Raw genomic sequence first — 22,966 nt, forward strand, 5'->3', positions numbered from 1 at the left:
TCCGAGCGACCGGACGGGCACCGGGAGCACGGAATCGTCACGGTACTCCATTTGGGCCACCGCAGGGTGGCTGCCGCGCCGCCGATTGTGGTGCGCCGGGCGGGAGTTGGGTGACGCGTCTCACTCGCGGGAGTGAACGCCGCTGGATAAAAGGGGCGAAGTCCTACGAACCCAGCACCCGGCGGAGGTAGTCGTTGCCGAAAAGCCGTCCGGGATCCAACTGGTCGCGCAATCCGGTGAACTCGCCGAACCGGGGGTAGACGGCGCGGAAATAGTCCGCGTCGCGGGTGTGCATCTTGCCCCAGTGCGGACGGCCCTCCCGCTCCGTCATGATCCGCTCCACCGCGGTGAAGTACTCCTGGTACCGGCTGCCCCGGTACATGTGCACCGCGATGTAGGCGCTGTCGCGGCCGGACGCCGTGGAGAGCGTGATGTCGTCGGCGGGCGCGACGCGCACCTCCACGGGGAAGCTGATCCGGAAGTCGGACCGCTCCACCGTCGCCTTGAGCTCGCGGATCGCGTCGACCGCGGCCTCGCGCGGCACCGCGTACTCCATCTCCACGAAGCGCACCCGGCGCGGGCTGGTGAAGACCTTGTACGGGATGTCGGTGTACGTGCGGGCGGACAGCGCCCGGCTGGAGATCCGGGCGATGCCCGGGATGGTGCCGGGGGCGGCCCTGCCGAGCGCGCACGCGGCCTGGAAGACGCCGTTGGACAGCAGCTCGTCGTCGATCCAGCCGCGCACCGCGGGCAGCGGCGCGGCGGGCCCCTGGCTGCGGTTGTTGCGCTTGGTGTTGCAGTTGTCGGTGTGCGGGAACCAGTAGAACTCGAAGTGCTCGTTCCCGGTCGCGAGCTCCTCGAACTCCGCCATCACCCGGTCGAAGCGCATCGGCTCCTCGCGCGCGGTCAGCAGGAAGACCGGTTCCACCGCGAAGGTGACCGCGCTGACCACGCCGAGCGCGCCGAGCCCGACCCGCGCGGCCGCGAAGACCTCGGGCCGCTCGTCGGCGGAGCAGCTGAGCACCGAGCCGTCGGCGGTGACCAGCTCCAGCGCGGTGATCTGCGCGGCGATCGAGGCGGAGTCGCGGCCCGTGCCGTGGGTGCCGGTGCTGATCGCGCCGGCCACGGTCTGCTCCATGATGTCGCCCATGTTGGTCAGCGACAGGCCCTCGGCGGCGAGCGCCGCGTTGAGGTGCTTGAGCTGCACGCCCGCCTCGACCGTCACGGTGCCGGCGGCCCGGTCGACGGAGCGGATCGCGGTGAGCCCGTCGGGGCGGATCAGCACCCCGCCCGTCGCCGCGGCGGACGTGAAGGAGTGCCCGGAGCCGACCGCCTTGGCCGTCAGCCCGTCCTCGGCGGCCTTGCGCAGCACCGCGGCCAGCTCGTCGGGGGAGGCGGGCGCCACGCTGCGCACCGGGCGCGCTGCCACGTTCCCCGCCCAGTTACGCCACGTCGCCGTGTTTTTCGAGCGCGCCGAACGCGTCCCGCTCCTCGTCGCCGTCGTACTCACCGTGCACGTCCTCCCGCTCCGGCGCCGGCCGCAGCCGGCGGTACCCGAGTCCCGCCGCCGCCGCGGCGAGGAACGCCGCGCCGGCGGGTACCGCGAATGCCGTCGAGGCGCCGTGCGCGTCGGTCACCCGACCGGCGAGCGCGGCTCCCAGGGACACCCCGACCGCCAGGCCCGTGGAGGTCCACGTGATGCCCTCGGTCAGGCGTGCCCGCGGCACGATCCGTTCGACCAGGCTCATCGTCGTCACCATGGTGGGGGCGATCGTGAGGCCGGAGACGAACAGCGCCATGGCCAGGAACACCAGGTTTCCGACCAGTAGTGGCGGGATCATACTCACCGCCATCAGGACGACGCCCAGCAGGAACCTCCCGCGGGCGCTGCCGCGCGGCTGCGCCAGCCCGAACACCACACCCGCCAGGCACGAGCCCAGCGCATACGTGGCCAGCACCAGGCTGGCCAGCGCCTTGTGCCCGCGCTCGTCCGCGAAGGCCAGCGTGATGACCTCGACGGCGCCGAACATCGCGCCCATCCCCGTGAAGACCACGACGAGCACCGGCATGCCCGGGGCCCGCAGCGCCGAGCCGCCCGCGTGGTGGGCGCGCGGATGCGGCCGCGGCTCGGTGCCGTGCTGCGCGGCCAGCAGCAGCACGCCGATGCCCAGGAAGGCGGCGGCCAGCAGCGGCCCCGCCTCGGCGAACCAGACCGTGCACAGGCCGACCGACAGGATCGGGCCGACGATGAAGACGATCTCGTCCACCACTGATTCGAACGAATAAGCGGTGTGGAGGAGTTCCGGGGCGTCCCGGTGGATGACCGACCAGCGTGCCCGCACCATCGCGCCCAGGCTCGGTGTCGCGCCCACCCCCGCCGCGCCCAGGAAGAACACCCAGTGCGGCGCCCCGGCCCGTACCCCCAGCAGCAGCACCGCGACCGACAGCACGGTGACGGCGGCGGCCGGGCGCAGCACCCGCGACTGGCCGTAGCGGTCCACCAGCCGGGAGACCAGCGGGCCGATCGCCGCGCCGGACAGCGCGGTCGTCGCCGACAGCCCGCCCGCGAGCCCGTACTGGCCGGTCACCTGGGAGATCATCGTGACGATGCCGATGCCCAGCATGGACAGCGGCATCCGGCCTATCAGCCCCGCCGCGGAGAACGCCCGGCTGCCGGGGGCAGCGAAGATCGCAACGTAGGGGCTGGTCACGGCGGTGCTCCCGTAAGGACTGTGGATGGTCTATACAGCTTACGGAGCCGACCGGCCGGTGAACACCGCTTAACCGGCGCCGGGGCAGGTCGGGCTGCGGGGTCCCCGGGTGGCAGGATCGGAGCCATGCCAGAGCAGTCACCCACGCCCGACACCCCCGCGCCCGGGACCGGCGCGCCGACCAGCGGTCCGGCGCCGTACGACGCCCTGCTGCTGCTGTCCTTCGGCGGCCCCGAGGGGCCCGACGACGTCGTGCCCTTCCTGGAGAACGTCACCCGCGGCCGGGGCATCCCCCGCGAGCGGCTGAAGGAGGTCGGCCGGCACTACTTCCTCTTCGGCGGCGTCAGCCCGATCAACGCGCAGAACCGCGAGCTGCTCGACGCGCTCCGCAAGGACTTCGCCGACCACGGCCTCGACCTGCCGGTCCACTGGGGCAACCGCAACTGGGCGCCCTACCTGACCGACACCCTGCGGGAGATGTCCGACGCCGGGCACCGCCGGGTCCTGGTCCTGGCCACCAGCGCCTACGCCTCCTACTCCGGCTGCCGGCAGTACCGCGAGAACCTCGCCGCGGCCCTGGCGACGCTCGATGCCGAGGGCCGCGCCGTGCCGCAGGTCGACAAGCTCCGGCACTACTTCAACCACCCCGGCTTCGTCGGCCCCATGGCCGACGCCACCCTCGCCGCGCTCGCCGAACTGCCGCCCGGGGTACGGGCCGGCGCCCGGCTGGCCTTCACCACCCACTCCATCCCCACCGCCGCGGCCGACACCTCCGGCCCCGTCGAGGACCACGGCGACGGCGGCGCCTACGTCGCCCAGCATCTGGACACCGCCCGGCTCGTCGCCGACGCGGTACGGGCCGCCGACGGCGTGGACCGCCCCTGGGAACTCGTCTACCAGTCGCGCAGCGGCGCCCCGACCATCCCCTGGCTGGAGCCCGACATCTGCGACCACCTGGAGCAGCAGCACGCCGACGGCGCCCCCGCCGTCGTGATGGTGCCCATCGGCTTCGTCTCCGACCACATGGAGGTGAAGTACGACCTGGACACCGAGGCCGCCGCCAAGGCCGCGGAACTCGGCCTGCCGGTCGCCCGCGCCGCCACCGTCGGCGCCGACCCGCGCTTCGCCGCGGCCGTGCGCGAACTGGTCCTGGAGCGGGCCGCCACCGAGCGCGGCCAGGCCCCCGAGCGCTGCGCGCTCGGCGCGCTCGGCCCGAGCCACGACGTCTGCCCGCGCGGCTGCTGCCCCGCCCGGACGCCGCTGCCCGCCGCCGCGGGCCTGGACTGAGCCCGTGCCGCACCCGACCGCACCGGTCGCCGCGACCGGAGCCCCCGACCCGAGGAGCACGACGTGAGCACACCGCCACCGGACGGCAACGGCGCGCTGTACGCCGAACTGCTGGAGGTCGCCCTGGACGCCGCGCGCGCCGCCGGCGCGCTGCTGCGCGACGGCCGCCCCGCCGACCTGGGCGTCGCCGCGACCAAGAGCAGCCCCATCGACGTCGTCACCGAGATGGACATCGCGGCCGAGAAGCTCGTCGCCGACCGCATCGCCCGCTCCCGCCCCGACGACGGCATCCTCGGCGAGGAGGGCGCCAGCAGCCCCGGCAGCAGCGGGGTGCGCTGGATCGTCGACCCGCTCGACGGCACTGTCAACTACCTCTACGGCCTGCCGTCGTGGTCGGTCAGCATCGCCGCCGAGCAGGACGGCGAGGTCGTCGTCGGCGTCGTCGAGGCGCCCATGCGCGGGGAGACCTACCAGGCCGTGCTCGGCGGCGGCGCCTTCGTCAACGGGGTGCGGGCGCGCTGCCGCCCGGCGCCGGAGATGGCGCAGGCACTCGTCGCCACCGGCTTCGGCTACCTCACCGAGCGGCGCACCGCCCAGGCCGAGGTGGCCCGCCGGCTCATCCCGCAGGTCCGCGACATCCGGCGGGCCGGTTCTGCCGCGATCGACCTCGCCGACCTCGGCTGCGGGCGGCTGGACGCCTACTACGAGCGCGGCCTGAACCCCTGGGACCTCGCCGCGGGCGACCTCTTCGCGCGCGAGGCGGGCGCCCTCACCGGCGGCCGGCCGGGGGAGCGGCCCTCGGGCGAGCTGACCGTCGCCGCCCCCGCCGGGCTCTTCGAGCCGCTCCAGCGGCTGCTGGACGACCTGGGCGCCTGGCGCGACTGACCCGGGCCACCGGACCCCGCCGTGGCCGCCCGTACGGCTCCCAGGGCCCCGAGGACGCCGCGGGGCCGGGGGACTGGGGGCCGCGGTGCCGGGGGCCCGCCGCCCGGCCCCGGACATGCGAACGCCCCGGCTCCCTCCAGGGGCCGGGGCGTGCGGCTGGGGGTCAGGCGACCTTGGGCCGTACGTCCACGCCGTGCTCTGCCGCGAGCCGGCGCAGATCGTCCAGCTCTCCTTGCTCGACCTCGACGAGGAAGTCGTCGCCCGTCTCGCGAGCCCTGCGCAGATCGGACTCCGTGGTGTGTATGCGCTGCAGGATTCCGGTGGTGAACGCGTCCATGGCGCCCCCTCCTCGTCTCCGTTGACACGCGCTGCGTGTCAAGCCAGATGCCGCGCGTGACGACACGCGACGGGCGTGGTGGGTGGGTGTGCAGTCGTCCTCCCCGCCGTGCCCGCGGCGGAAACCTCCGTGACCCCCCGGAAATTCCACGGGTTCCGCACTTACCGCCGATTTACCGGTCCCCGGTGCAGGATGGACAAGAATCCACACAGCTCATGGAAGGAACAGCGCCTTGCGCGTACTGGTCGTCGAGGACGAGCAACTGCTCGCCGACGCGGTTGCCACCGGCCTGCGCCGCGAGGCGATGGCCGTCGACGTGGTCTACGACGGCGGTGCCGCCCTGGAGCGGATCGGCGTCAACGACTACGACGTGGTCGTCCTCGACCGCGACCTGCCCGTCGTCCACGGCGACGACGTGTGCCGCCAGATCGTCGAGCTGGGCCTGCCCACCCGGGTGCTCATGCTCACCGCGGCCGGCGACGTCAGCGAACGCGTGGAGGGCCTGGAGCTCGGCGCCGACGACTACCTGCCCAAGCCCTTCGCCTTCACCGAGCTGACCGCCCGGGTGCGCGCGCTCGGCCGCCGTACGACGACGGCCCTGCCGCCCGTACTGGAGCGCTCCGGCATCCGGCTCGACCCCAACCGCCGCGAGGTCACGCGGGACGGCAACGAGGTGCATCTGGCGCCCAAGGAGTTCGCCGTGCTGGAGGTGCTGATGCGCTCCGAGGGCTCGGTCGTCTCGGCGGAGCAGCTGCTGGAGAAGGCCTGGGACGAGAACACCGACCCGTTCACCAACGTCGTCCGGGTCACCGTGATGACGCTGCGCCGCAAGCTGGGCGAGCCGCCGGTGATCGTCACGGTGCCCGGCTCCGGCTACCGGATCTGATCGCGTGGCCACCGCTTCCTCCGCCTCCCCGACCCCGCCCGCCCCGCAGGCGCCGCCGCGTCCGCCGTGGGATCCGCAGCCCGCCGACCGGCCGCCGCCGTGGCTGCGGCCGACGATCCGGATACGCCTCACCGTGCTCTACGGCGGGATGTTCCTGATCGCGGGCGTGCTGCTGCTGTGGGTGATCTACCTGCTGGCGGCGCAGGCCATCAAGCAGGGCAGCGAGCTGCCCTTCAAGATCATCACGGGGACGTTCCAGCCGGTCAACTGCCCCAGCCTGCCCACGGGGGAGAACACCAACACCCGCGACTTCACCGCGGCGATCAACGTCTGCATGCAGCACCAGCGCGACGTGGCCCTCAACACCATGTTCAAGCGCTCGCTGCTGGCCCTGATCGGCCTGGCGGTCGTCGCCTTCGCCTTCGGCTACATGATGGCCGGGCGGGTGCTGGCCCCGCTGGGCCGCATCACCCGCACCGCCCGCAGCGTCGTCAGCTCCGACCTCAAGCGCCGTATCGAGCTGGAGGGCCCGGACGACGAACTGAAGGAGCTGGCCGACACCTTCGACGAGATGCTCGACCGGCTGGAGCGGTCCTTCGACGCCCAGCGCCGCTTCGTCGCGAACGCCTCGCACGAGCTGCGCACCCCGCTCGCGATCAACCGCACCCTGCTGGAGGTGCAGTTGTCCGACCCGGTGGCCTCCCCGGATCTCCAGCAGCTCGGCAAGACGCTGCTGGCCACCAACGAGCGCAGCGAGCAGCTCGTCGAGGGCCTGCTGCTGCTGGCCCGCAGCGACAACGAGATCATCGACCGCAAGCCGGTGGACCTGGCCGAGGCCGCCTCCCGGGCGCTGGACCAGGCCCGCGGCGAGGCGCAGGCCAAGGGCGTGCAGCTGCGCGCGGCCCTGTCACCCGCGGTGGTGCAGGGCAACGGCGTGCTGCTGGAGCGCATCGCGCTGAACCTGGTGCAGAACGCGGTGCGCTACAACGTGCCCGACGACGGCTGGGTCGATCTGAGCACCGAGGTCGTGCACGGCCACGCGGTGCTGGTCGTGGTCAACACCGGGCCCGTCGTCCCGGCGTACGAGATCGACAACCTCTTCGAACCCTTCCGGCGGCTGCGCACCGAGCGCACGGGCAGCGACAAGGGCGTCGGGCTGGGCCTGTCCATCGCCCGCTCGGTCGCCCGAGCGCACGGCGGCGTCATCACCGCGGAGCCCCGTGAGGGCGGCGGACTGGTGATGCGGGTGGCGATCCCGGTCTGACCTGGGGCGGGGCGATGCCGCCCGGCGGGTGTGAAGCGTGTCACTCGGGTGATCACACAGTGTCGCGACATGCCCGATCGCTGTTCGCTTTGCGAGTAATTTTGCGGTCTGTGACGACCATGGGATGGTTGTGATCGATCGCACACACGATCTACCCAGTGCCTACACTCAGTGATCAAGACATTGGGGAAAAGACCGGAAAATCCATGTTTCCGCAGGTCATGATCACGGGAAGTACAGGTACTGGCGGCCGCGGCCGATACATTCCCGGCCACTGCCGACCATGATCGGCCACAGTCGTGATCACCTCTTCGGGGGTGCGGCTGGGTGTCGATTGAGTAACGGGCCTTGATGTGAGGCAAAATCTCCGCTTCAGGTCGGGCACAAGTCCGGCCTCCCGCGCGTTACGTGCGCTGGAGACACCGCAGACACCCACAGGGGGAGAGCGAAAATGGCTACTGATTACGACACCCCACGCAAGACCGACGATGACGTCAACGAGGACAGCATCGAAGAACTGAAGGCCCGGCGGAACGAGAAGACGACCTCCGCCGTCGACGTCGACGAGTTCGACCAGGCCGAGTCCCTGGAGCTGCCCGGCGCCGACCTGTCCAACGAGGAGCTGTCGGTCCGCGTGCTGCCCCGCCAGGCGGACGAGTTCACCTGCATGAGCTGCTTCCTGGTCCACCACCGCAGCCAGCTCGCGTCGGAGAAGAACGGGAACCCGATCTGCCGCGACTGCGCGGCCTGATCCGGTGTCCGGCGCACCGACGGGCCGTGAGGGCGCCGAGCGAGGCCGTGCGGCCTCGCTCGCAGCCATGACCGCGCGCGGCCTCGGCCGCGGGGTCAGGTACGGCGTCCGGCACGGCGTGCGCGGTGTGCACGGCGTGCGCGGCGGAGCCCGCAGGAGCGGGAGCGCCGCGAGGGCCGGGATCGGATCGGTCGCGGAGCGGCTGATCGAGGTGGCACCCCGCATTCCGGTGCGGGACCTCGCCACCCTGCGCAGGCAGTTTCCCGGCCTGGGCCCCGACGAGATCGCCGACCGGCTGATCGCCGCCGCGGTGAGGGGCACGATGACGGTCGGCGCCGGTGTCGGCGCCGCCGCGATGCTGCCCAGCCCGCCGACCATGCCGGCCGAACTGGCCACCGAGACGCTCGGCGTCGCGGCCATCGAGTACAAGCTGATCGCCGAGCTGCACGAGGTCTACGGACTGCGCGTCCCCGGCGGTGCCCGCGAGCGGGCCACCGCCTATCTGTGGTCCTGGACCGAGCAGCGCGGCATCGACGTGCTGAAGCTGTCCACGGTCAACGTCGCCCTGGGCAGCAGCATGAAGCGCAGCGTGCGCCAGCAGCTGCTGCGCCGCACCCTGCGCAACGCGCCGACGCTGACCCCGTTCATGATCGGCGCGGCCGTCGGCGCCGTGGTCAACCGGCGCGACACCCGCAAACTCGCCGAGCGGGTCCGCCGTGACCTGCGGGCGGCGCAGTTCCCGTGGCCCGAGGTGCCGGAGTCCGAGGCCGGCCCCGGCCCGTACCCCAGCCCGTGACGGCGGCCCCCGCCGTCCCCGCCCCCGCCGTCCCCGCGCGCCCTCAGCGCGCCTCCGCGGCCCCCGGAGCGGGCTCGGGGCTCTCCGCCGCGGCCTGCTCCCGTACCGCCTCCCGTACCGCCTCCAGCGCCGCTGCCAGCCGCTGCGGGGAGCGCGTCGACAGGTAGACGTACGGCGTCGGGTCCGCCGGGTCGGTCACCTCGACGCGGACCGCGGTCGGCACGTACGAGCGCAGCAGCATGAAGGCCCGCGGATCGGCCTTGTACGTCCGCCACGCGACCGTCTCCTCGCGGTCCAGCACGGTTGCCTCGCCCAGCGCGCCCACCGGGATGCGGGCCTTCCCGGCCACCAGTGAGCCCGCCACCACCCGGATCCGCGCCGACCCGTACGAGCTGACCGCCATGAGCGACAGCGCCGCGCCGACCACCAGCCCGGCCAGCAGCGGCAGCGGGCCGAAGGGGAGCAGGATCAGCGCCATCGCGACGCCCACGCCGACGGCGAGGAACCACCAGGAGCGCGGGACGGTGAGGCGTTCGTCGTAAGGCTGCATGCCACCAGACTGCCACGCGCGAATGTGCGTGCCCGCGCCGCCCGCTCGGCGGCCCCAGGAGGGTAGGGTCTCGGGCGTGAGTGCAGCCACGACACCCCCCGGCGCCCCGCGCGCCGGCCTGACACCCCCCGCCGACGCCGTCGCGCCGGTACGCCACCCCGACGCCCCGGCGCCGGGCGAGCTGCTGGGCGCGCACTACGACCACTGCTTCGGCTGCGGCGACGGCCAGCCGCACGGCCTGCACCTGGCGGCGCGGGCCGGCGAGGGCGTCACCCTGACCGCCGAGTTCACCGTGCAGCCCGCCCACCAGGGCGCTCCGGGCCTGGCGCACGGCGGGGTGCTGGTCTCGGCGCTGGACGAGACGCTGGGCGCGCTCGGCTGGATGCTGCGCGTCATCGCCGTGACCGGGCGGCTGGAGACGGACTTCCTGCGCCCGGTGCCGGTCGGCGCCACCCTCCACCTGTCGGCCCGCTGCACCGCGGTGGCCGGACGCAAGATCTACAGCTCCGCCGAGGGCCGGATCGGCGGCCCCGACGGGCCGCTCGCGGTGCGCGCCGACGCGCTCTTCGTCGAGGTCAAGCTGGAGCACTTCACCGACAACGGCCGGCCCGAGGAGATCCGGGCCGCGATGGCCGACCCGGACCAGGTCAAGGTCGCCCGCGCCTTCGAGGTGAACCCGTGACCCGGCCGCCCGTGGACGTGCTGCTGCGCCGCCTCGACGACTCCGTGCCGGTGCCCTCCTACGCGCACCCCGGCGACGCCGGGGTCGACCTCACCACCACCGAGCCCGCCGAGCTGGCGCCCGGCGAGCGGGCCGTGCTGCCGACCGGGATCGCGCTCGCGCTGCCCGACGGCTACGCGGCCTTCGTGCACCCGCGCTCCGGACTGGCCGCGCGCTGCGGTGTGGCCATGGTGAATGCCCCGGGAACGGTCGATGCCGGGTACCGTGGAGAGATCAAGGTGATCGTCGTCAATCTCGACCCGCGCGAGTCCGTGCGGTTCGCCAAGGGCGACCGGATCGCCCAACTGGTCGTGCAGCAGGTCGAGCGGGTCCGCTTCCACGAGGTGGCGGAACTGCCCGGATCTGTTCGGGCCGCGGGGGGCTTCGGCTCCACGGGGGGTCATGCCGCGGGGGAAGCGCCCCCGGCTGACACGTCCAGATACGGATACGCATCGGTCGTAGCAGACCGGGAAGGACAGTGACCGTGTTCCGTCGTCGCAAGGAGCGCGAAGACGCCCTCGACGAGCTCGACGAGGCCGTCGAGGCCGACGAAGAGCCGGCCGAAGACACTGCCGGGTCGGACGACTCCGGGGACGCCCCCGGGTACAACCTGCCGCCCGCGCCGCGGCCGGACGGCCCGTGGGACGTGAGCGAGACCAGCAACCCGGCCGACGGCCGGGTCGACCTCGGCGGACTGTTCGTGCCCGGGGTCGAGGGCATGGAGCTGCGGGTCGAGGTCGCCGGCGAGTCGATCGTCGCCGCGACCGTGGTGCTGCGGGACAGCGCCGTCCAGCTCCAGGCCTTCGCCGCGCCCAAGTCCGAGGGGATCTGGGGCGAGGTGCGCGAGGAGATCGCCTCCGGGATCACCCAGCAGGGCGGCGTCGTCGACGAGGTCGAGGGTCCGCTGGGCTGGGAGCTGCGGGCCCAGGTGCCCGTGCCGCTGCCGGACGGGCGCAACGGCGTGCAGCTGGTGCGCTTCGTCGGCTGCGACGGGCCGCGCTGGTTCCTGCGCGGGGTCATCTCCGGGCAGGGCGCGGTGCAGCCGGAGGCCGCGGGCGTGCTGGAGTCGGTCTTCCGCGACACCGTCGTGGTGCGCGGCGAGTCGCCGATGGCGCCGCGCGACCCGATCGTCCTGAAGCTGCCCAACGACGCCCAGATGGTGCCGGACGGCGGCGCCGCGCCCGAGCCGCAGTCGCGGTTCGGCGACGGCATCGACCCGATGCGCCGCGGCCCGGAGATCACCGAGCTGCACTGACGCCGGGCGCTGCGCACCGAACGAGCGGTTCCCGCGGGTCCGGACCTGTTGTCAGGTCCGGACCCGCAGCCATGTGCCGGGCCGGGCGCGGAACACCTTGGGTTCGCCCTGGGGCCCTGCCGCAAATTTTTGCGTCAACCGGAAAATAAACTCCAGTTGATCGGAAGTATTGCACTGCGTCATCTCCAGGACTACCGTCGCCGCCGGGCGGCCGCTCGGCCGCCCGCCGGGGGGCGGCACGGGGGTGGAACGGCGCATGGCGACGGACGTACGGCCTGGGCCGGTGCGCCGCGGAACAGGCGGCCCCGCCGCACCCGCGGCGGTGCGCGGCAGCACCCACCACCTCGCCGTCCTGATCGCCACCGCCCTCGCGATCCTTCTGTCCGCCACCGTCCTGTCGGCCCTCGCCGCGCTCGCGGACCGCTCCGTGCAGAACGCCGTCCAGCAGCGGCTGGCCACCGGCACCGACATCGGCGTCGACGTCCTCGGCCACTACCGGGCGCAGGACCTCCCCGGCGGCGACAAAGCCGCCCGTGCCGCGCTCGACCGGGTCTTCGGCGACGTGCCGCACCACACCTACACCGCGCTGCGCGCCCCGATCTCGCTGTCCTCCGAATACTCCCTGCTCCGCGCCGACGGCACGGTCAGCGGCGCGTCCTCCGTGGTCCTCGCCCTGCCCGACCCCGCGGCGCACGCCCGGCTCACCGCGGGCGCCTGGCCGCGGACCACCGCGGGCGGGCCCGGCGCCCCCCTGGAAGCCGTGCTCAGCCAGTCCGCCGCCGCCCAGGTCGGCCTGCGCGTCGGCGAGACCTTCCGGCTCCAGGTCGGCCCGGCGGGCGTCCTCCTGCGGCTCACCGGCACCTACGTCCCCGCGCCCGGCGAGCCCGGTGTCCTGGCCGGGCTCACCAGCTCCTACGGCACCACCGACGGCCTCGTCCTCGTCGCCCCCGGCGCCTTCACCGCGCGGCCCGCGCTCACCGCCGACGCGCTCGCCGCCTGGATCGGCACCCCCGACACCTCGCGGCTGAGCCTCGGCGCGATCGACCCGCTCCGCGACCGCGTGGCCGACTTCGCGGGCAGCGACACCGCGCTGTCGGTCTTCCAGGGCCGGACGCCCGCCATGAGCGACGTCTACACCGTCTCGCACCTGCCCGACGCGCTCGGCGCCCTGTCCGTGCCGATGGCCGTCGCCCGCGCCGGCATCTACATCCCCGCCGCCCTGCTCGCCGCGCTCGCCACCGCGGCCCTGGTGCTGACCGCCCGCCAGCTCGCCCAGGCACGCGCCGCGGAGGTCGCGCTCAAGGGCGCGCGCGGCGCCGGAACGCTCCGGCAGGTCGGCGCCGCGGCCGGGCAGTGGGCACTGGTCGCGGTGCCCGCCGCGGTGGCCGCGCCCTTCCTGGCCGGACCCCTGCTCGCCGGGCTGCACCACGCCGGACTGCTGCACGGCGACCTGGCCGCCTCCGGCGCGACAGCCCTCGGCTGGGCCGCGGCCCTGCTGGCCCTCGCCGTGCACGGCGCCGCGGTGCTGGTCCCCACCGCCCGCACCGCGGCCGACCGCCGCGCGGGGATGCGGCTGCGGCTGCGCGGCGCCCGTGCCGCCGCCTTCCAGCGGGCCGGCACCGACCTGGTGCTCGCCGCGGTCGCCGTCGCCGGCTGGCTCGAACTGCGCCACTACCGCAGCCCGGTGGCCGGCGGCGGGCTCAGCGGCACCTCCGTCGACCCGGTGCTGGTCCTCACCCCCGTCCTGATGACCGCGGCCGCCACGCTGCTGAGCCTGCGCCTGCTGCCGCTCGCCGCCCCGTTCATCGACCGGGCCGCGCGCCGCGCCGCGGGCTTCGTCCTGCCGCTGGGCGGCTGGCAGGTCGGTCGCCGCGCCGCCCGGCACACCGGCCCCGCCCTGCTCATGACGCTCGCGCTCGCCGTCGGCTCGCTCGGCGTGACCGCGCTCGCGATCCTCGACCGCGGGGCGGACGACCAGGCCGCCTTCGGCGTCGGCGGCGACCTGCGGGTGGTCCCGCCGCTCCGGACGGTGGGGCAGGTGCCGCCCATCGGGCAGCGGCACGACGTCTACGCCGGTCTGCCCGGCATCGCCGCCGTCACCCCCGTCACCGGCCTGGGCGTCAGCCGCGGCGACCGGTCGCTGACCGTGGAGGGCCTGAACACCGCCGCGATCCTCGGGACCCAGACGTCCGGCACGTCCGGGCCCGTGCCCGCGCTGCGGCCCGACCTCACCGATCGCCCCGCCGCCGACCTGATCGCCGGCCTCGGCGCCACCGTCCCCGCCCACGGCTTCACCCTGCCCGGCCGCCCCACCGAACTGCCGCTCACCGTACGGCTGTCCGCGGGCGGCGCCGGACCCTACGTGCCGGTGGAGCTGACCCTCACCGTCGAGGACGCCGACGGGCTCCCCGACCACCTCACCACCTCGCTGCCGGTCACCGACGGCACGCCGTACACCGTGCGGCTGCCGCTCGGCTACCCCGGCCGCGCCCCCGCCGCCCGCCACTACCCGCTGCGCGTCGTCGGGCTCTCCTTCAGCATCCGCTTCCCGCACCAGCGCCGCCTGTACCACCTGCGGATCGACTCCACCGCGGCCCCCGACGGCGCGCTGTGGCGGGACCTGAGCAACCCGGTCTTCGACACGTCCGGATGCACCCCCGAAAGCGTCGGCGTCGAGTCCTCGGCCGGGCCGCACCTGTGCGCCAACGCGCCCGTGCCCGGCGCGCTGTTCTCCGGCACCTTCCGCGGCCCGGACCCCGCGGCGATGCCGCCGGAGTGGGACATGAGCCTCGGCCCCGTCGGGACGCACGCCCAGCCCGTCGTGCCCGCCCTCGCCGACGCCACGCTCCGGGCCACCGGCGAGTTCGGCACCGGGGCGGTCGTCTCCCTGGACGCCGGAGCCGGGGTGAACATCACGGTGCGGATCATCGGCCAGATCACCGCCGTGCCCGGCGTCGACCGCTCGGTCCCCCGGCTGCTCGTCGACTCGCGCGTGCTCGCCGCCGCCGTCGTCGCGACCGGCGGCGAACCGCCGCCCGACGACTTCTGGCTGCTGTCCGCCCGGCACGGCGACGCCACCGCCGCCGCGGCCGCGCTGCGCGCCGACCCCGCCGCAGGCACCGGCACCACCGTGGCGCAGGCCACCCGGCAGATCCGCGACGACCCGTTGCAGCGCGGCACCCGCGCCGCCCTCGTGCTCGCCCTGGTGCTCGCCCCGGCCTTCGCCGTCATCGGCTTCACTCTGCACACCGCGATGTCGGCCCGCTCGCGGCGCGGCGAGTTCGCGCTGCTGCGCGCCATCGGCGTCCGCAGACGCCAGCTGTCCGCGCTGCTGTGGACCGAGCAACTCGGCCTCGCGCTGCTCGCCGTCGTGGTCGGCAGCGCGCTCGGCGCCTTCCTCGCGGCCGTGATCACCCCGCTGGTCAGCGTGGACGCCACCGGGGCGCCGATCGTCCCGAGCCTGACCGTGGCGGTGCCCTGGCTGGAGGTCGCCGCGGTGGCCCTCGGCACGGCCCTGCTGATCGTCGCCGTGGTCACCGCCCTGGCCCGCGTCTTCGCCCGCGTCGACCTGGTCCGCGTCCTGCGCGCGGGTGACGACGGATGAGGCCGCCCCACGCGACGCCGCCCGCGCCCGCCCGCCGGACCCACGGCGGCGGCCCGGCGGGCGGGGCCCGGGGCGTTCGGGGTGCTGTCCGCCGCGGGCAGGGCGCCCACGGGGCCTGCGGGTGCGGTCCGGCGGCGGGCGAGGTCCGGGGCGCTGTCCGCCGCGCGCAGAGTGCCCGCCGGACCCACGGCGGCGGCCCGGCGGGCGAGGTCCGGGGCGTTCACGGTGCCGGTGCCGGTGCCGGTGCCAGTGCCGGTTGTCGTGTCCCGTGCGCCCACCGGGCCTGCGGTCGCGCGTCGGCGGGGGTGCCGGGCAGTGGCTGCCGTGGCCTGCGCGTCCGCCGGGTTCCCGGTTCCGGCGCGGCCAGCGGCGGGGTCCGGGGCGTTCGGGGTGCTGCCCGTGCCGGGTGGCGGGGCGCGGGCGGGAGCAGCGGGTGGGGGACATGTCGGGGGCGAGCGGGGGGACGGGCATGAGCGGGTTCGGGGTGGTGCGCAGGCTGCGGCCGGGGAGCGGGGTACGGGATCCGGAGGTGCGGCGGGAGGCGCGGGCGGAGGTGCCGCTGCTGGCGTGCCTGACCCTGGTCGTCGCGCTGCTCGCGCTCGTCACCGCGGCCGGGCCGCCGCTGCTCGACCGGTGGGCGGGCGACGCGCTGCGCAGCCGCTTCGCCGTGGCGCGGCAGAACGGTCCCGAGTTCCGGCACACCGTCGATCTCAAGCGTGACGACGCGGTCTCCGTTCCCGACCCGTCCCGCTCGGCTCTCGCGGACGACCTGCGGACGACGGGCGCACAGCTGCTCACCGCGGCGAAGCCGCCGCTGCGCGCGATGCTGGTGCACGACTCGACCCGTATCGAGGTCCCGCTGCTGCGGACCAGCACGTCCGCGGGCACCGTGCGGCTCGGGCTGCTGTACGCGGACGACGCGCCGCCGCGCTCCGCGTACACCCAGGGCACCCCGCCCGGTCCGCCGACCGCGTCCTCGCCGATCCCGGTCGCCTTCTCCACCGCCGCCCGGGACGCCCTGCACCTGCGGGTGGGCCAGCGCTTCCACCTCTCCCGGGACATCGGCACCAACGACACCGACGCCGTCGTGAGCGGCTTCTTCGCGCCGCCGACCGGCTCCGCGGCCGCGCTCTGGCACGAGGAGGCGCTGCTCGCCCGGCCCACCCGCCCGGACGGCATGTGGCGCGCCCAGGGCGTGATCGCCGCGGGCTCGATCGACGCGCTCCAGCGGCTCGACCGCGGCTTCGGCGACCCCTTCACGGTGGAGTGGCGCGACTCGGTGCGGATGTCGCCCGAGCAGGCGACCCGGATGGCGACCCCGGCGGGCCTGCGCACGCTGCAGGACGCGACCGACAGCTTCACGGCGGCCGTCGCCGGCGTCTTCTGCCCCGGCGCCGACGACTACGAGGCCGCGCCCTGCAAGGTCGGGCGCCACCCCGCGTCCACGATCACCACCTCCGACAGCGTGTCCGCGCTGCTGGAACCCTTCGCGCGGGCCCGCGACCAGGCCCGCACCCTGGAGTCCTTCGCGCTCGCGGGGCTCGTGGCGGTCGGCCTGGCCACCGTCGTCGTCACCGCCCGGCTCGCCGTCCACCGCCGCGCGCGGGCACAGGCGCTGCAACGCGCCCGCGGCGCCTCCGCGACCGACCTCGCGCTGGTCCGGCTCGTCCAGACCGCCCCCGCCGCGCTGCTCGGGGCCGCGCTCGGCACCGGCGCCGCGGTCCTGGCCACGCCCGCGGGAGCGGGGCACGGCAGCCTGCTGCCCGGGATCCTGGTCGCCGCCGTCGCGTGGCTGGCGCTGCCGCTGCTCACGCTGGCCGCCGCCCGCGACCGCGGTGGCCGGGAGAGCCGTCCTCCGGCCGTGCGGCGGCTCGTCGTCGAGGGCACGGTGCTGCTGCTCGCGGCGGCGGGCGTGCTGATGCTGCGCGCCCACGGCGCCGGGGCGGGCGGGCTGGACGTGCAGCTCGCGGTGGTGCCCGCGCTGCTGGGGGCGGCCGCGGTGGTGCTGCTGGTACGGCTGTATCCGCTGCCGCTGCGGCTGGTGTCGCGGGCCGCGCGCGGACGCCGCGGGACCGTGCCGCTGATCGCGTTCTCGCGTGCCGCCCGGGAGGCGCCCGGACACGCGCTGGCCCTGCTGGTGCTGGTCATGACGCTGTCCACGGCGGTCTTCGGCGGGCTGGTGTCGCGTACGGTCGCCGACGGCAGCCGGGCGGCGGCCGTGTGGAGCGCCGGGGCCGACGCGGTCGTGATCGGCGCGGGCCGGGACGGCACCGTGGACAGCGCCCTCAGCGGGGTCCAGGGCGTGCGCGGGGCCACCGTCGTGCGCAGCCTGGTCTGCCAGGTCACCAGCACGAAGGACGGCTCCCGCCACACCCTCACCCGGGTCGCGGGCGTGGACGCCGCCGCGCTCGCCCGGCAGGCCCCCGACTCCGCCGCCGCCCGCGCGCTCGCCGCCGTGGGCCTCGCGGGCAGGCCCGCGCCCGCGCCGACCGGGGACCGCTACGTCCTGCCCGCCCTGGCCAGTGCCGACTTCGCGGGCGGCACGGTCGGCGACACGTACACCACGACCCTGCGGCGCAGCACGGTCTCGATCCGCGTCGTGGGCCTGCTGCCGGACGCCGCCCGGCACGATCCGGCGCTCGGCCCGCTGCTGAGCGTCGAGCAGCAGGCCGGCGGGCGCGGCGAGAGCGCCGACAGCCGGACGGCGGCGGCCGTCGCCGGTCCGATGCTGCTGGTGGATTCCGCGGAGCTGCGCATGCTCGGCACCAGCGAGTACGACAACGCCGCCGTGCTGCTCTACGGCCCGCACCTGGACGGCGACGTCCTGCGCACCACGGGTCCGCAGATCACCGGTCCCACGGGCGAGGTCCGGGTCAAGGCCGACGAGCTGGCGTTCGCCGAGCACGACGGGCTGCTGCGCGGGGTGCGCCGCACCTACGCGGCCGCCACCGCGCTGGCCGTGGTGTTCGCGCTGGTGGCGCTGGTGCTGGAGCTGCTGCTCTCGGCGGGCGACCGCGGCCGCACCGCCTCCCGGCTGCGCACCCTGGGCCTGCCGACCCGTGGGATCGCGGCGCTGGATCTGCTGGAGCTGCTGCCGATGGCGCTCGCCGCGGCCGCCGGGGGAGTGGCGCTCGGCCTGCTGCTGCCCGGCATCCTGGGACCCGCGCTGACCTTGCGGGAGTTCACCGGGGGGCCCGTCGCGCCCGCGCTGCACACCGACTACGCCCTGACCGCGGGGCTCGGCGCGGGCCTGGCCGCTCTGGTGGCCGCCGCCGTCGCCGCCGAGACATGGGCGGGCCGCCGCCGGGGGCTGGGCGCGGTGCTGAGGCTGGGGGACGCGGTATGACCGCCCGCCACGCCCGCCGCGCCCCCCGCACCGAGGCCCGTACCGCGGCCCGCCCCGCAGGACCGCACGACGACCACCGGGAGCCCGTATGACCGACCTCGCCACGCTCCAGGCCCGCGCCATGGCCTCCACCGCGCCCGCGCCCGACGAGGGGCTCATCGTCTGCGACAACCTCGTGCGGGTCTACCGCACGGAGGGCGTCGAGGTGCAGGCGCTCCAGGGGCTGGACCTGACCGTCGACGAGGGCGAGCTGCTGGCCGTCGTCGGGGCGTCCGGTTCGGGCAAGTCCACGCTGCTGGGCATCCTGTCCGGGCTCGACCTGCCGACCGCCGGGCGCGCCCGGGTCGCGGCGCACGACCTGCTGGCCATGAAGCGCCGGGAGCGGCTGGACTACCGGCGCAGCACGGTCGGCTTCGTGTGGCAGCAGACCGCCCGCAACCTGCTGCCCTACCTGACGGCGCGGGAGAACGTCGCCATGCCCATGGGCTACGCCCGGGTGCCGCGCTCCCGGCGGGCCGGGCGGGCCGTGGAACTGCTGGACATGCTCGGCGTCGCCGACTGCCGCGACCGCCGTCCGGGCGAGCTGTCCGGCGGCCAGCAGCAGCGCGTCGCGATCGCCGTGGCCGCGGCCAACACCCCCCGGGTGCTCTTCGCCGACGAGCCCACCGGCGAGCTGGACACCGCCAGCGGCGAGGAGGTCTTCGCGGCCCTGCGCCGTACCAACGCCGAGCTGGGCGTAACGATCCTGATCGTTACCCACGACCCGGCCGTCTCGGAACAGGTCCGGCGTACGGTACGGATACGCGACGGCCGCACGGCGACCGAGGTGCTGCGCCCCGGGGCGGGCGGGGCCGACGGCGGCGGGCCGGGTGTCGCGGAGGAGTACGCCGTCCTGGACCGGGTGGGGCGGCTCCAGCTCCCGCGGGAGTACACCGAGCGCTACGGCCTGAGCCGCCGCGTCCGGCTCACCGCGGAGAACGACCACATCGGGGTGTGGCCCGACCGCGGCGCCGGGGATCCGGGCGCGGCGGGCGACGAGGCCGGACAGCCGTCCGGCGGGGAGCAGCGGGGGCGGGACGACGGATGAGCGACCAGGAGGAAGGCGCGGGGATGGCCGAGCAGTCCGCGGCGGCGGTGGCGACGGTACCGGGAACCGGCGGGATGGTGGTGGTCGAGGACCTGCGCCGGACGTACGGCAGCGGTGAGACGGCCGTGCACGCGCTGCGCGGGGTGTCCTTCTCGGTGGGGCGCGGCGAACTGGTCGCCCTCAAGGGCCGCTCCGGCTCGGGCAAGACCACCGTGCTCAACCTGGTGGGCGGCCTGGACTCGCCGGACGGCGGCCGGATATCCCTGGACGGCACCGATCTCGCCGGGCTCGGCGACGACGACCTGCTGGCGCTGCGCCGCGACCGTATCGGCTTCGTCTTCCAGTCCTTCGGCCTGATCCCGATCCTCACCGCCGCGGAGAACGTCGGTGTGCCGATGCGGCTGCGCAAGACCCCGCCCAAGGAGCGCGAGGAGCGCGTGTCGCTGCTGCTCGCCCTGGTGGGCCTGGCCGACCACGCCGCCCAGCGCCCCGGTGAGCTGTCCGGCGGCCAGCAGCAGCGGGTCGCCATCGCCCGCGCGCTCGCCAACCGGCCCGACCTGATCATCGCCGACGAGCCCACCGGCCAGCTCGACGCGGACACCGGCCTCGCGGTGATGGAGCTGCTGCGGGCGGTGGTGCGCAGCGAGGGTGTCACCGCGCTGGTGGCCACCCACGACAACCAGCTCATCGCGCTGGCCGACCGGGTGCTGGAGCTGCGCGACGGCCGGATCGTCTCGGACGGCTGAGCCGCGGGGCGCCCCCGGGGCGCTTCCGAGGGACCATGGACGTACGCAGGCGTCAAGACGGCGTCAAGGTGCGCCCGGACGGAGGCCCCGAGTCCGATGTGTCCGCTTCGGCCGATCTAAGGTCTGACCATGGCACGCGGCACGTTGCGCATCTACCTGGGGGCCGCCCCCGGCGTCGGCAAGACCTACGCCATGCTCTCCGAGGCCCACCGGCGGGCGGAGCGCGGCACGGACGTGGTGATCGGCTACGTCGAGCACCATCGCAGGCCGCGCACCGAGGTGATGATGCACGGCCTGGAGGAGATACCGCGGCGCACGTGCGACTACCGCGGCACGGCCTTCACCGAGATGGACCTCGACGCGATCCTGCGCCGCGCCCCCGAGATCGCGCTCGTCGACGAGCTGGCCCACACCAATGTGCCGGGCTCGCGCAACGCCAAGCGCTGGCAGGACGTCGAGGAGCTGCTCAAGGCGGGCATCGACGTCGTCTCCAACGTCAACATCCAGCACCTGGAGTCGCTCGGCGACGTCGTCGAGTCGATCACCGGGGTGCGGCAGCGCGAGACCGTCCCCGACGAGGTGGTCCGCCGCGCCGGCCAGATAGAGCTTGTCGACATGTCGCCCCAGGCGCTGCGCCGCCGCATGGCGCACGGCAACATCTACGCGCCCGACAAGGTCGACGCGGCCCTGTCCAACTACTTCCGCCCCGGCAACCTGACCGCGCTGCGCGAGCTCGCGCTGCTGTGGACCGCCGACCGGGTCGACGAGTACCTCCAGGAATACCGCGCCGAGCACCGCATATCCGCCGCCTGGCAGGCCCGTGAGCGCATCGTCGTCGGCCTCACCGGCGGACCCGAGGGCCGTACGCTGATCCGGCGGGCCGCGCGGATGGCCGCCAAGGGCTCGGGCAGCGAGATCATGGCCGTGCACATCGTGCGCAGCGACGGCCCGGTGTCCGGCTCCGCCAAGGAGCTGGCCGTCCAGCGCACCCTGGTCGAGGACCTCGGCGGATCCTTCCACCACGTCATCGGCGACGACATCCCCGACGCGCTGCTGGACTTCGCCCGCGGTGTCGACGCCACCCAGATCGTGCTCGGCAGCAGCCGCCGCAAGCCCTGGCAGTACGTCTTCGGCCCCGGCGTCGGCAGCACCGTCGCACGCGAGAGCGCCGACATCGACGTCCACATCGTCACCCACGAGCAGGTCGCCAAGGGCCGCGGGCTGCCGTCCGCGCGCGGCGCCAAGCTCGGCCGCTCCCGGGTCGTCGGCGGCTGGCTGACCGGCGTGGCGGGCCCGCTGCTGCTGACGCTGCTGCTCACCCAGTGGCACCCGGGCATGGGCCAGGCCACCGACATGCTGCTCTTCCTGGCCCTCACGGTGGCCGCGGCGCTCATCGGTGGACTGCTGCCCGCCCTGGTGTGCGCGGTGGGCGGCTCGCTGCTGCTGAACTACTACTTCACCCGGCCCACGCACTCCTTCACGATCGCGCAGCCGGAGAACATCATCGCGATCGTGATCTTCGTGATGGTCGGTGTCGCCGTCGCCTCGGTGGTGGACCTCGCCGCCCGGCGCACCCAGCAGGCCGCCCGGCTGCGCGCCGAGGCGGAGATCCTCTCCCACCTGGCCGGCAGCGTGCTGCGCGGCGAGAGCTCGCTGGACGCGCTGCTGGAACGGGTCCGGGAGACCTTCGCGATGGATTCGGTGGTGCTGCTGGAACGCGACGACGAGCGCGACGCGTGGACCTGCGCCGCCTCCGTCGGGGCCGTCCCGTGCGTGCGCCCGGAGGACGCCGACGTGGAGGTGGCCGTCAACGACCGGCTCTCGCTCGCGCTGCTGGGCCGGGTGCTGCCCGCCGCCGACCGCCGGGTGCTGTCCGCGTTCGCCGCGCAGGCCGCGGTGGTGCTGGACCGCAAGCGGCTCGCCGACGAGGCCGGGCAGGCCCGCGAGCTCGCCGAGGGCAACCGGATCCGCACCGCGCTGCTCGCCGCCGTCTCGCACGACCTGCGCACCCCGCTGGCCGGCATCAAGGCCTCCGTCAGCTCGCTGCGCTCCGCGGACGTCGCCTGGTCGCCGGAGGACGAGGCGGAGCTGCTGGCCGGCATCGAGGACGGCGCCGACCGGCTGGACCACCTGGTGGGCAACCTGCTGGACATGTCCCGGCTCCAGACCGGCACCGTCAACCCGCTGATCCGCGAGCTGGACCTCGACGAGGTGGTGCCCAAGGCGCTCGGCGGGGTCCCCGACGGCAGCGTCACCCTCGACATCCCCGAGTCGCTGCCGATGGTCGCCGTCGACCCGGGCCTGCTGGAGCGCAGCGTCGCCAACGTCGTCGAGAACGCCGTCAAGTACAGCCCGCCCGGCGAACCCGTGCTGGTCGCGGCGAGCGCCCTCGGCGACCGGGTCGAGGTGCGCGTCGCCGATCGCGGCCCCGGCGTCCCGGAGGACGCCAAGGAGCAGATCTTCGAGCCCTTCCAGCGGTACGGCGACGCCCCGCGCGGCACCGGCGTCGGCCTCGGCCTCGCCGTCGCCCGCGGCTTCGCCGAGGCCATGGGCGGCACCCTGGTCGCCGAGGACACCCCCGGCGGCGGCCTGACGATGGTGCTGACCCTGCGGGCGGCCGCCGGCGGCGCGCCGGCCCGCCCCGGGCTGCCGGCGACGGCGACCACATGAGCGGCGGGGCGGCGGGCCGGGAGCCCGCGGCGGGCGGGGGCGGCGAGCGGCGCGAGCCGGGAAGCGGAAG

18 protein-coding genes are annotated in these 22,966 nt (G+C 75.0%); 14 read left to right on the forward strand and 4 right to left on the reverse strand.

All coding sequences use genetic code 11. The features are described 5' to 3' along the window. Positions 1 to 163: 163 nt before the first annotated feature. Together ACWERV_RS10205 and ACWERV_RS10210 are read right to left on the reverse strand one after the other, a co-directional pair. On the reverse strand, positions 164 to 1,510 hold the full coding sequence (locus tag ACWERV_RS10205; RefSeq protein WP_452931097.1) for a D-arabinono-1,4-lactone oxidase: 1,347 nt from the start codon (positions 1,508 to 1,510) through the stop codon (positions 164 to 166). After that, positions 1,443 to 2,711 carry an MFS transporter gene (locus tag ACWERV_RS10210; protein WP_452931099.1) on the reverse strand — a complete coding sequence of 423 codons (1,269 nt, stop codon included), beginning with the start codon at positions 2,709 to 2,711 and terminating at the stop codon, positions 1,443 to 1,445. Before ACWERV_RS10210 ends, ACWERV_RS10205 begins: the two co-directional genes overlap by 68 nt. Positions 2,712 to 2,837: 126 nt before the next feature. On the opposite strand from ACWERV_RS10210, the gene ACWERV_RS10215 reads away from it, so the two are divergent. Continuing rightward, positions 2,838 to 3,998: a ferrochelatase gene (locus ACWERV_RS10215; RefSeq protein WP_452931101.1), complete on the forward strand. Its 1,161-nt coding sequence runs from the start codon at positions 2,838 to 2,840 to the stop codon at positions 3,996 to 3,998. A 63-nt stretch (positions 3,999 to 4,061) separates the two neighbouring features. Further along, positions 4,062 to 4,883: an inositol monophosphatase family protein gene (locus ACWERV_RS10220; protein WP_452931104.1), complete on the forward strand. Its 822-nt coding sequence runs from the start codon at positions 4,062 to 4,064 to the stop codon at positions 4,881 to 4,883. Positions 4,884 to 5,046: 163 nt separating this feature from the next. Here the strand turns inward: ACWERV_RS10220 and ACWERV_RS10225 are convergent, their stop codons facing one another. Further along, the gene (locus ACWERV_RS10225) at positions 5,047 to 5,220 is read right to left on the reverse strand and encodes a hypothetical protein (RefSeq protein WP_398178003.1); all 174 of its coding nucleotides are present in this window, start codon (positions 5,218 to 5,220) and stop codon (positions 5,047 to 5,049) included. A gap of 232 nt (positions 5,221 to 5,452) precedes the next feature. On the opposite strand from ACWERV_RS10225, the gene ACWERV_RS10230 reads away from it, so the two are divergent. The 4 genes from ACWERV_RS10230 to ACWERV_RS10245 all read left to right on the forward strand — a co-directional run bounded on the left by ACWERV_RS10230 (position 5,453) and on the right by ACWERV_RS10245 (position 8,917). Further along, a complete protein-coding gene (locus tag ACWERV_RS10230; RefSeq protein WP_031512924.1) occupies positions 5,453 to 6,106 on the forward strand; it encodes a response regulator transcription factor in 654 nt (217 codons plus the stop codon). A 4-nt stretch (positions 6,107 to 6,110) separates the two neighbouring features. Then, the gene (locus ACWERV_RS10235; protein WP_398178007.1) at positions 6,111 to 7,370 is read left to right on the forward strand and encodes a sensor histidine kinase; all 1,260 of its coding nucleotides are present in this window, start codon (positions 6,111 to 6,113) and stop codon (positions 7,368 to 7,370) included. A 451-nt stretch (positions 7,371 to 7,821) separates the two neighbouring features. Then, positions 7,822 to 8,121, forward strand: coding sequence for a DUF4193 domain-containing protein (locus ACWERV_RS10240; protein ID WP_031512922.1), 300 nt, complete (start codon positions 7,822 to 7,824; stop codon positions 8,119 to 8,121). Between the two features lie 67 nt (positions 8,122 to 8,188). Continuing rightward, a complete protein-coding gene (locus tag ACWERV_RS10245; protein WP_452931110.1) occupies positions 8,189 to 8,917 on the forward strand; it encodes a hypothetical protein in 729 nt (242 codons plus the stop codon). A gap of 43 nt (positions 8,918 to 8,960) precedes the next feature. On the opposite strand, the gene ACWERV_RS10250 is transcribed toward ACWERV_RS10245, so the two are convergent. Next, positions 8,961 to 9,467 (reverse strand): DUF3093 domain-containing protein, encoded by a 507-nt coding sequence (locus ACWERV_RS10250; protein WP_398178013.1) that lies wholly within the window; start codon positions 9,465 to 9,467, stop codon positions 8,961 to 8,963. A gap of 76 nt (positions 9,468 to 9,543) precedes the next feature. Between ACWERV_RS10250 and ACWERV_RS10255 the strand changes: the two genes are divergently transcribed. The 8 genes from ACWERV_RS10255 to ACWERV_RS10290 all read left to right on the forward strand — a co-directional run bounded on the left by ACWERV_RS10255 (position 9,544) and on the right by ACWERV_RS10290 (position 22,896). Continuing rightward, positions 9,544 to 10,149: a PaaI family thioesterase gene (locus ACWERV_RS10255; RefSeq protein WP_452931113.1), complete on the forward strand. Its 606-nt coding sequence runs from the start codon at positions 9,544 to 9,546 to the stop codon at positions 10,147 to 10,149. Continuing rightward, positions 10,146 to 10,670 carry a dUTP diphosphatase gene (dut, locus tag ACWERV_RS10260; RefSeq protein WP_452931116.1) on the forward strand — a complete coding sequence of 175 codons (525 nt, stop codon included), beginning with the start codon at positions 10,146 to 10,148 and terminating at the stop codon, positions 10,668 to 10,670. Before ACWERV_RS10255 ends, dut begins: the two co-directional genes overlap by 4 nt. 2 nt (positions 10,671 to 10,672) lie before the next feature. Beyond that, positions 10,673 to 11,443: a DUF3710 domain-containing protein gene (locus tag ACWERV_RS10265; RefSeq protein ID WP_452931119.1), complete on the forward strand. Its 771-nt coding sequence runs from the start codon at positions 10,673 to 10,675 to the stop codon at positions 11,441 to 11,443. A 256-nt stretch (positions 11,444 to 11,699) separates the two neighbouring features. Further along, entirely contained in the window at positions 11,700 to 15,047 is a 3,348-nt protein-coding gene (locus ACWERV_RS10270; protein ID WP_452931122.1) for an FtsX-like permease family protein, read from the forward strand. Between the two features lie 469 nt (positions 15,048 to 15,516). Then, on the forward strand, positions 15,517 to 18,393 hold the full coding sequence (locus ACWERV_RS10275) for a hypothetical protein (RefSeq protein ID WP_452931125.1): 2,877 nt from the start codon (positions 15,517 to 15,519) through the stop codon (positions 18,391 to 18,393). Between the two features lie 88 nt (positions 18,394 to 18,481). Beyond that, the gene (locus ACWERV_RS10280) at positions 18,482 to 19,480 is read left to right on the forward strand and encodes an ABC transporter ATP-binding protein (protein WP_452931128.1); all 999 of its coding nucleotides are present in this window, start codon (positions 18,482 to 18,484) and stop codon (positions 19,478 to 19,480) included. 23 nt (positions 19,481 to 19,503) lie between these two features. Then, positions 19,504 to 20,226, forward strand: a complete 723-nt coding sequence (locus ACWERV_RS10285) for an ABC transporter ATP-binding protein (RefSeq protein ID WP_398179272.1) — start codon at positions 19,504 to 19,506, stop codon at positions 20,224 to 20,226. Between the two features lie 129 nt (positions 20,227 to 20,355). Then, positions 20,356 to 22,896 (forward strand): DUF4118 domain-containing protein, encoded by a 2,541-nt coding sequence (locus tag ACWERV_RS10290; RefSeq protein WP_452931131.1) that lies wholly within the window; start codon positions 20,356 to 20,358, stop codon positions 22,894 to 22,896. Positions 22,897 to 22,966: the final 70 nt, after the last annotated feature.

It is taken from the genome of Streptomyces sp. NPDC004031 (genome assembly GCF_053604375.1).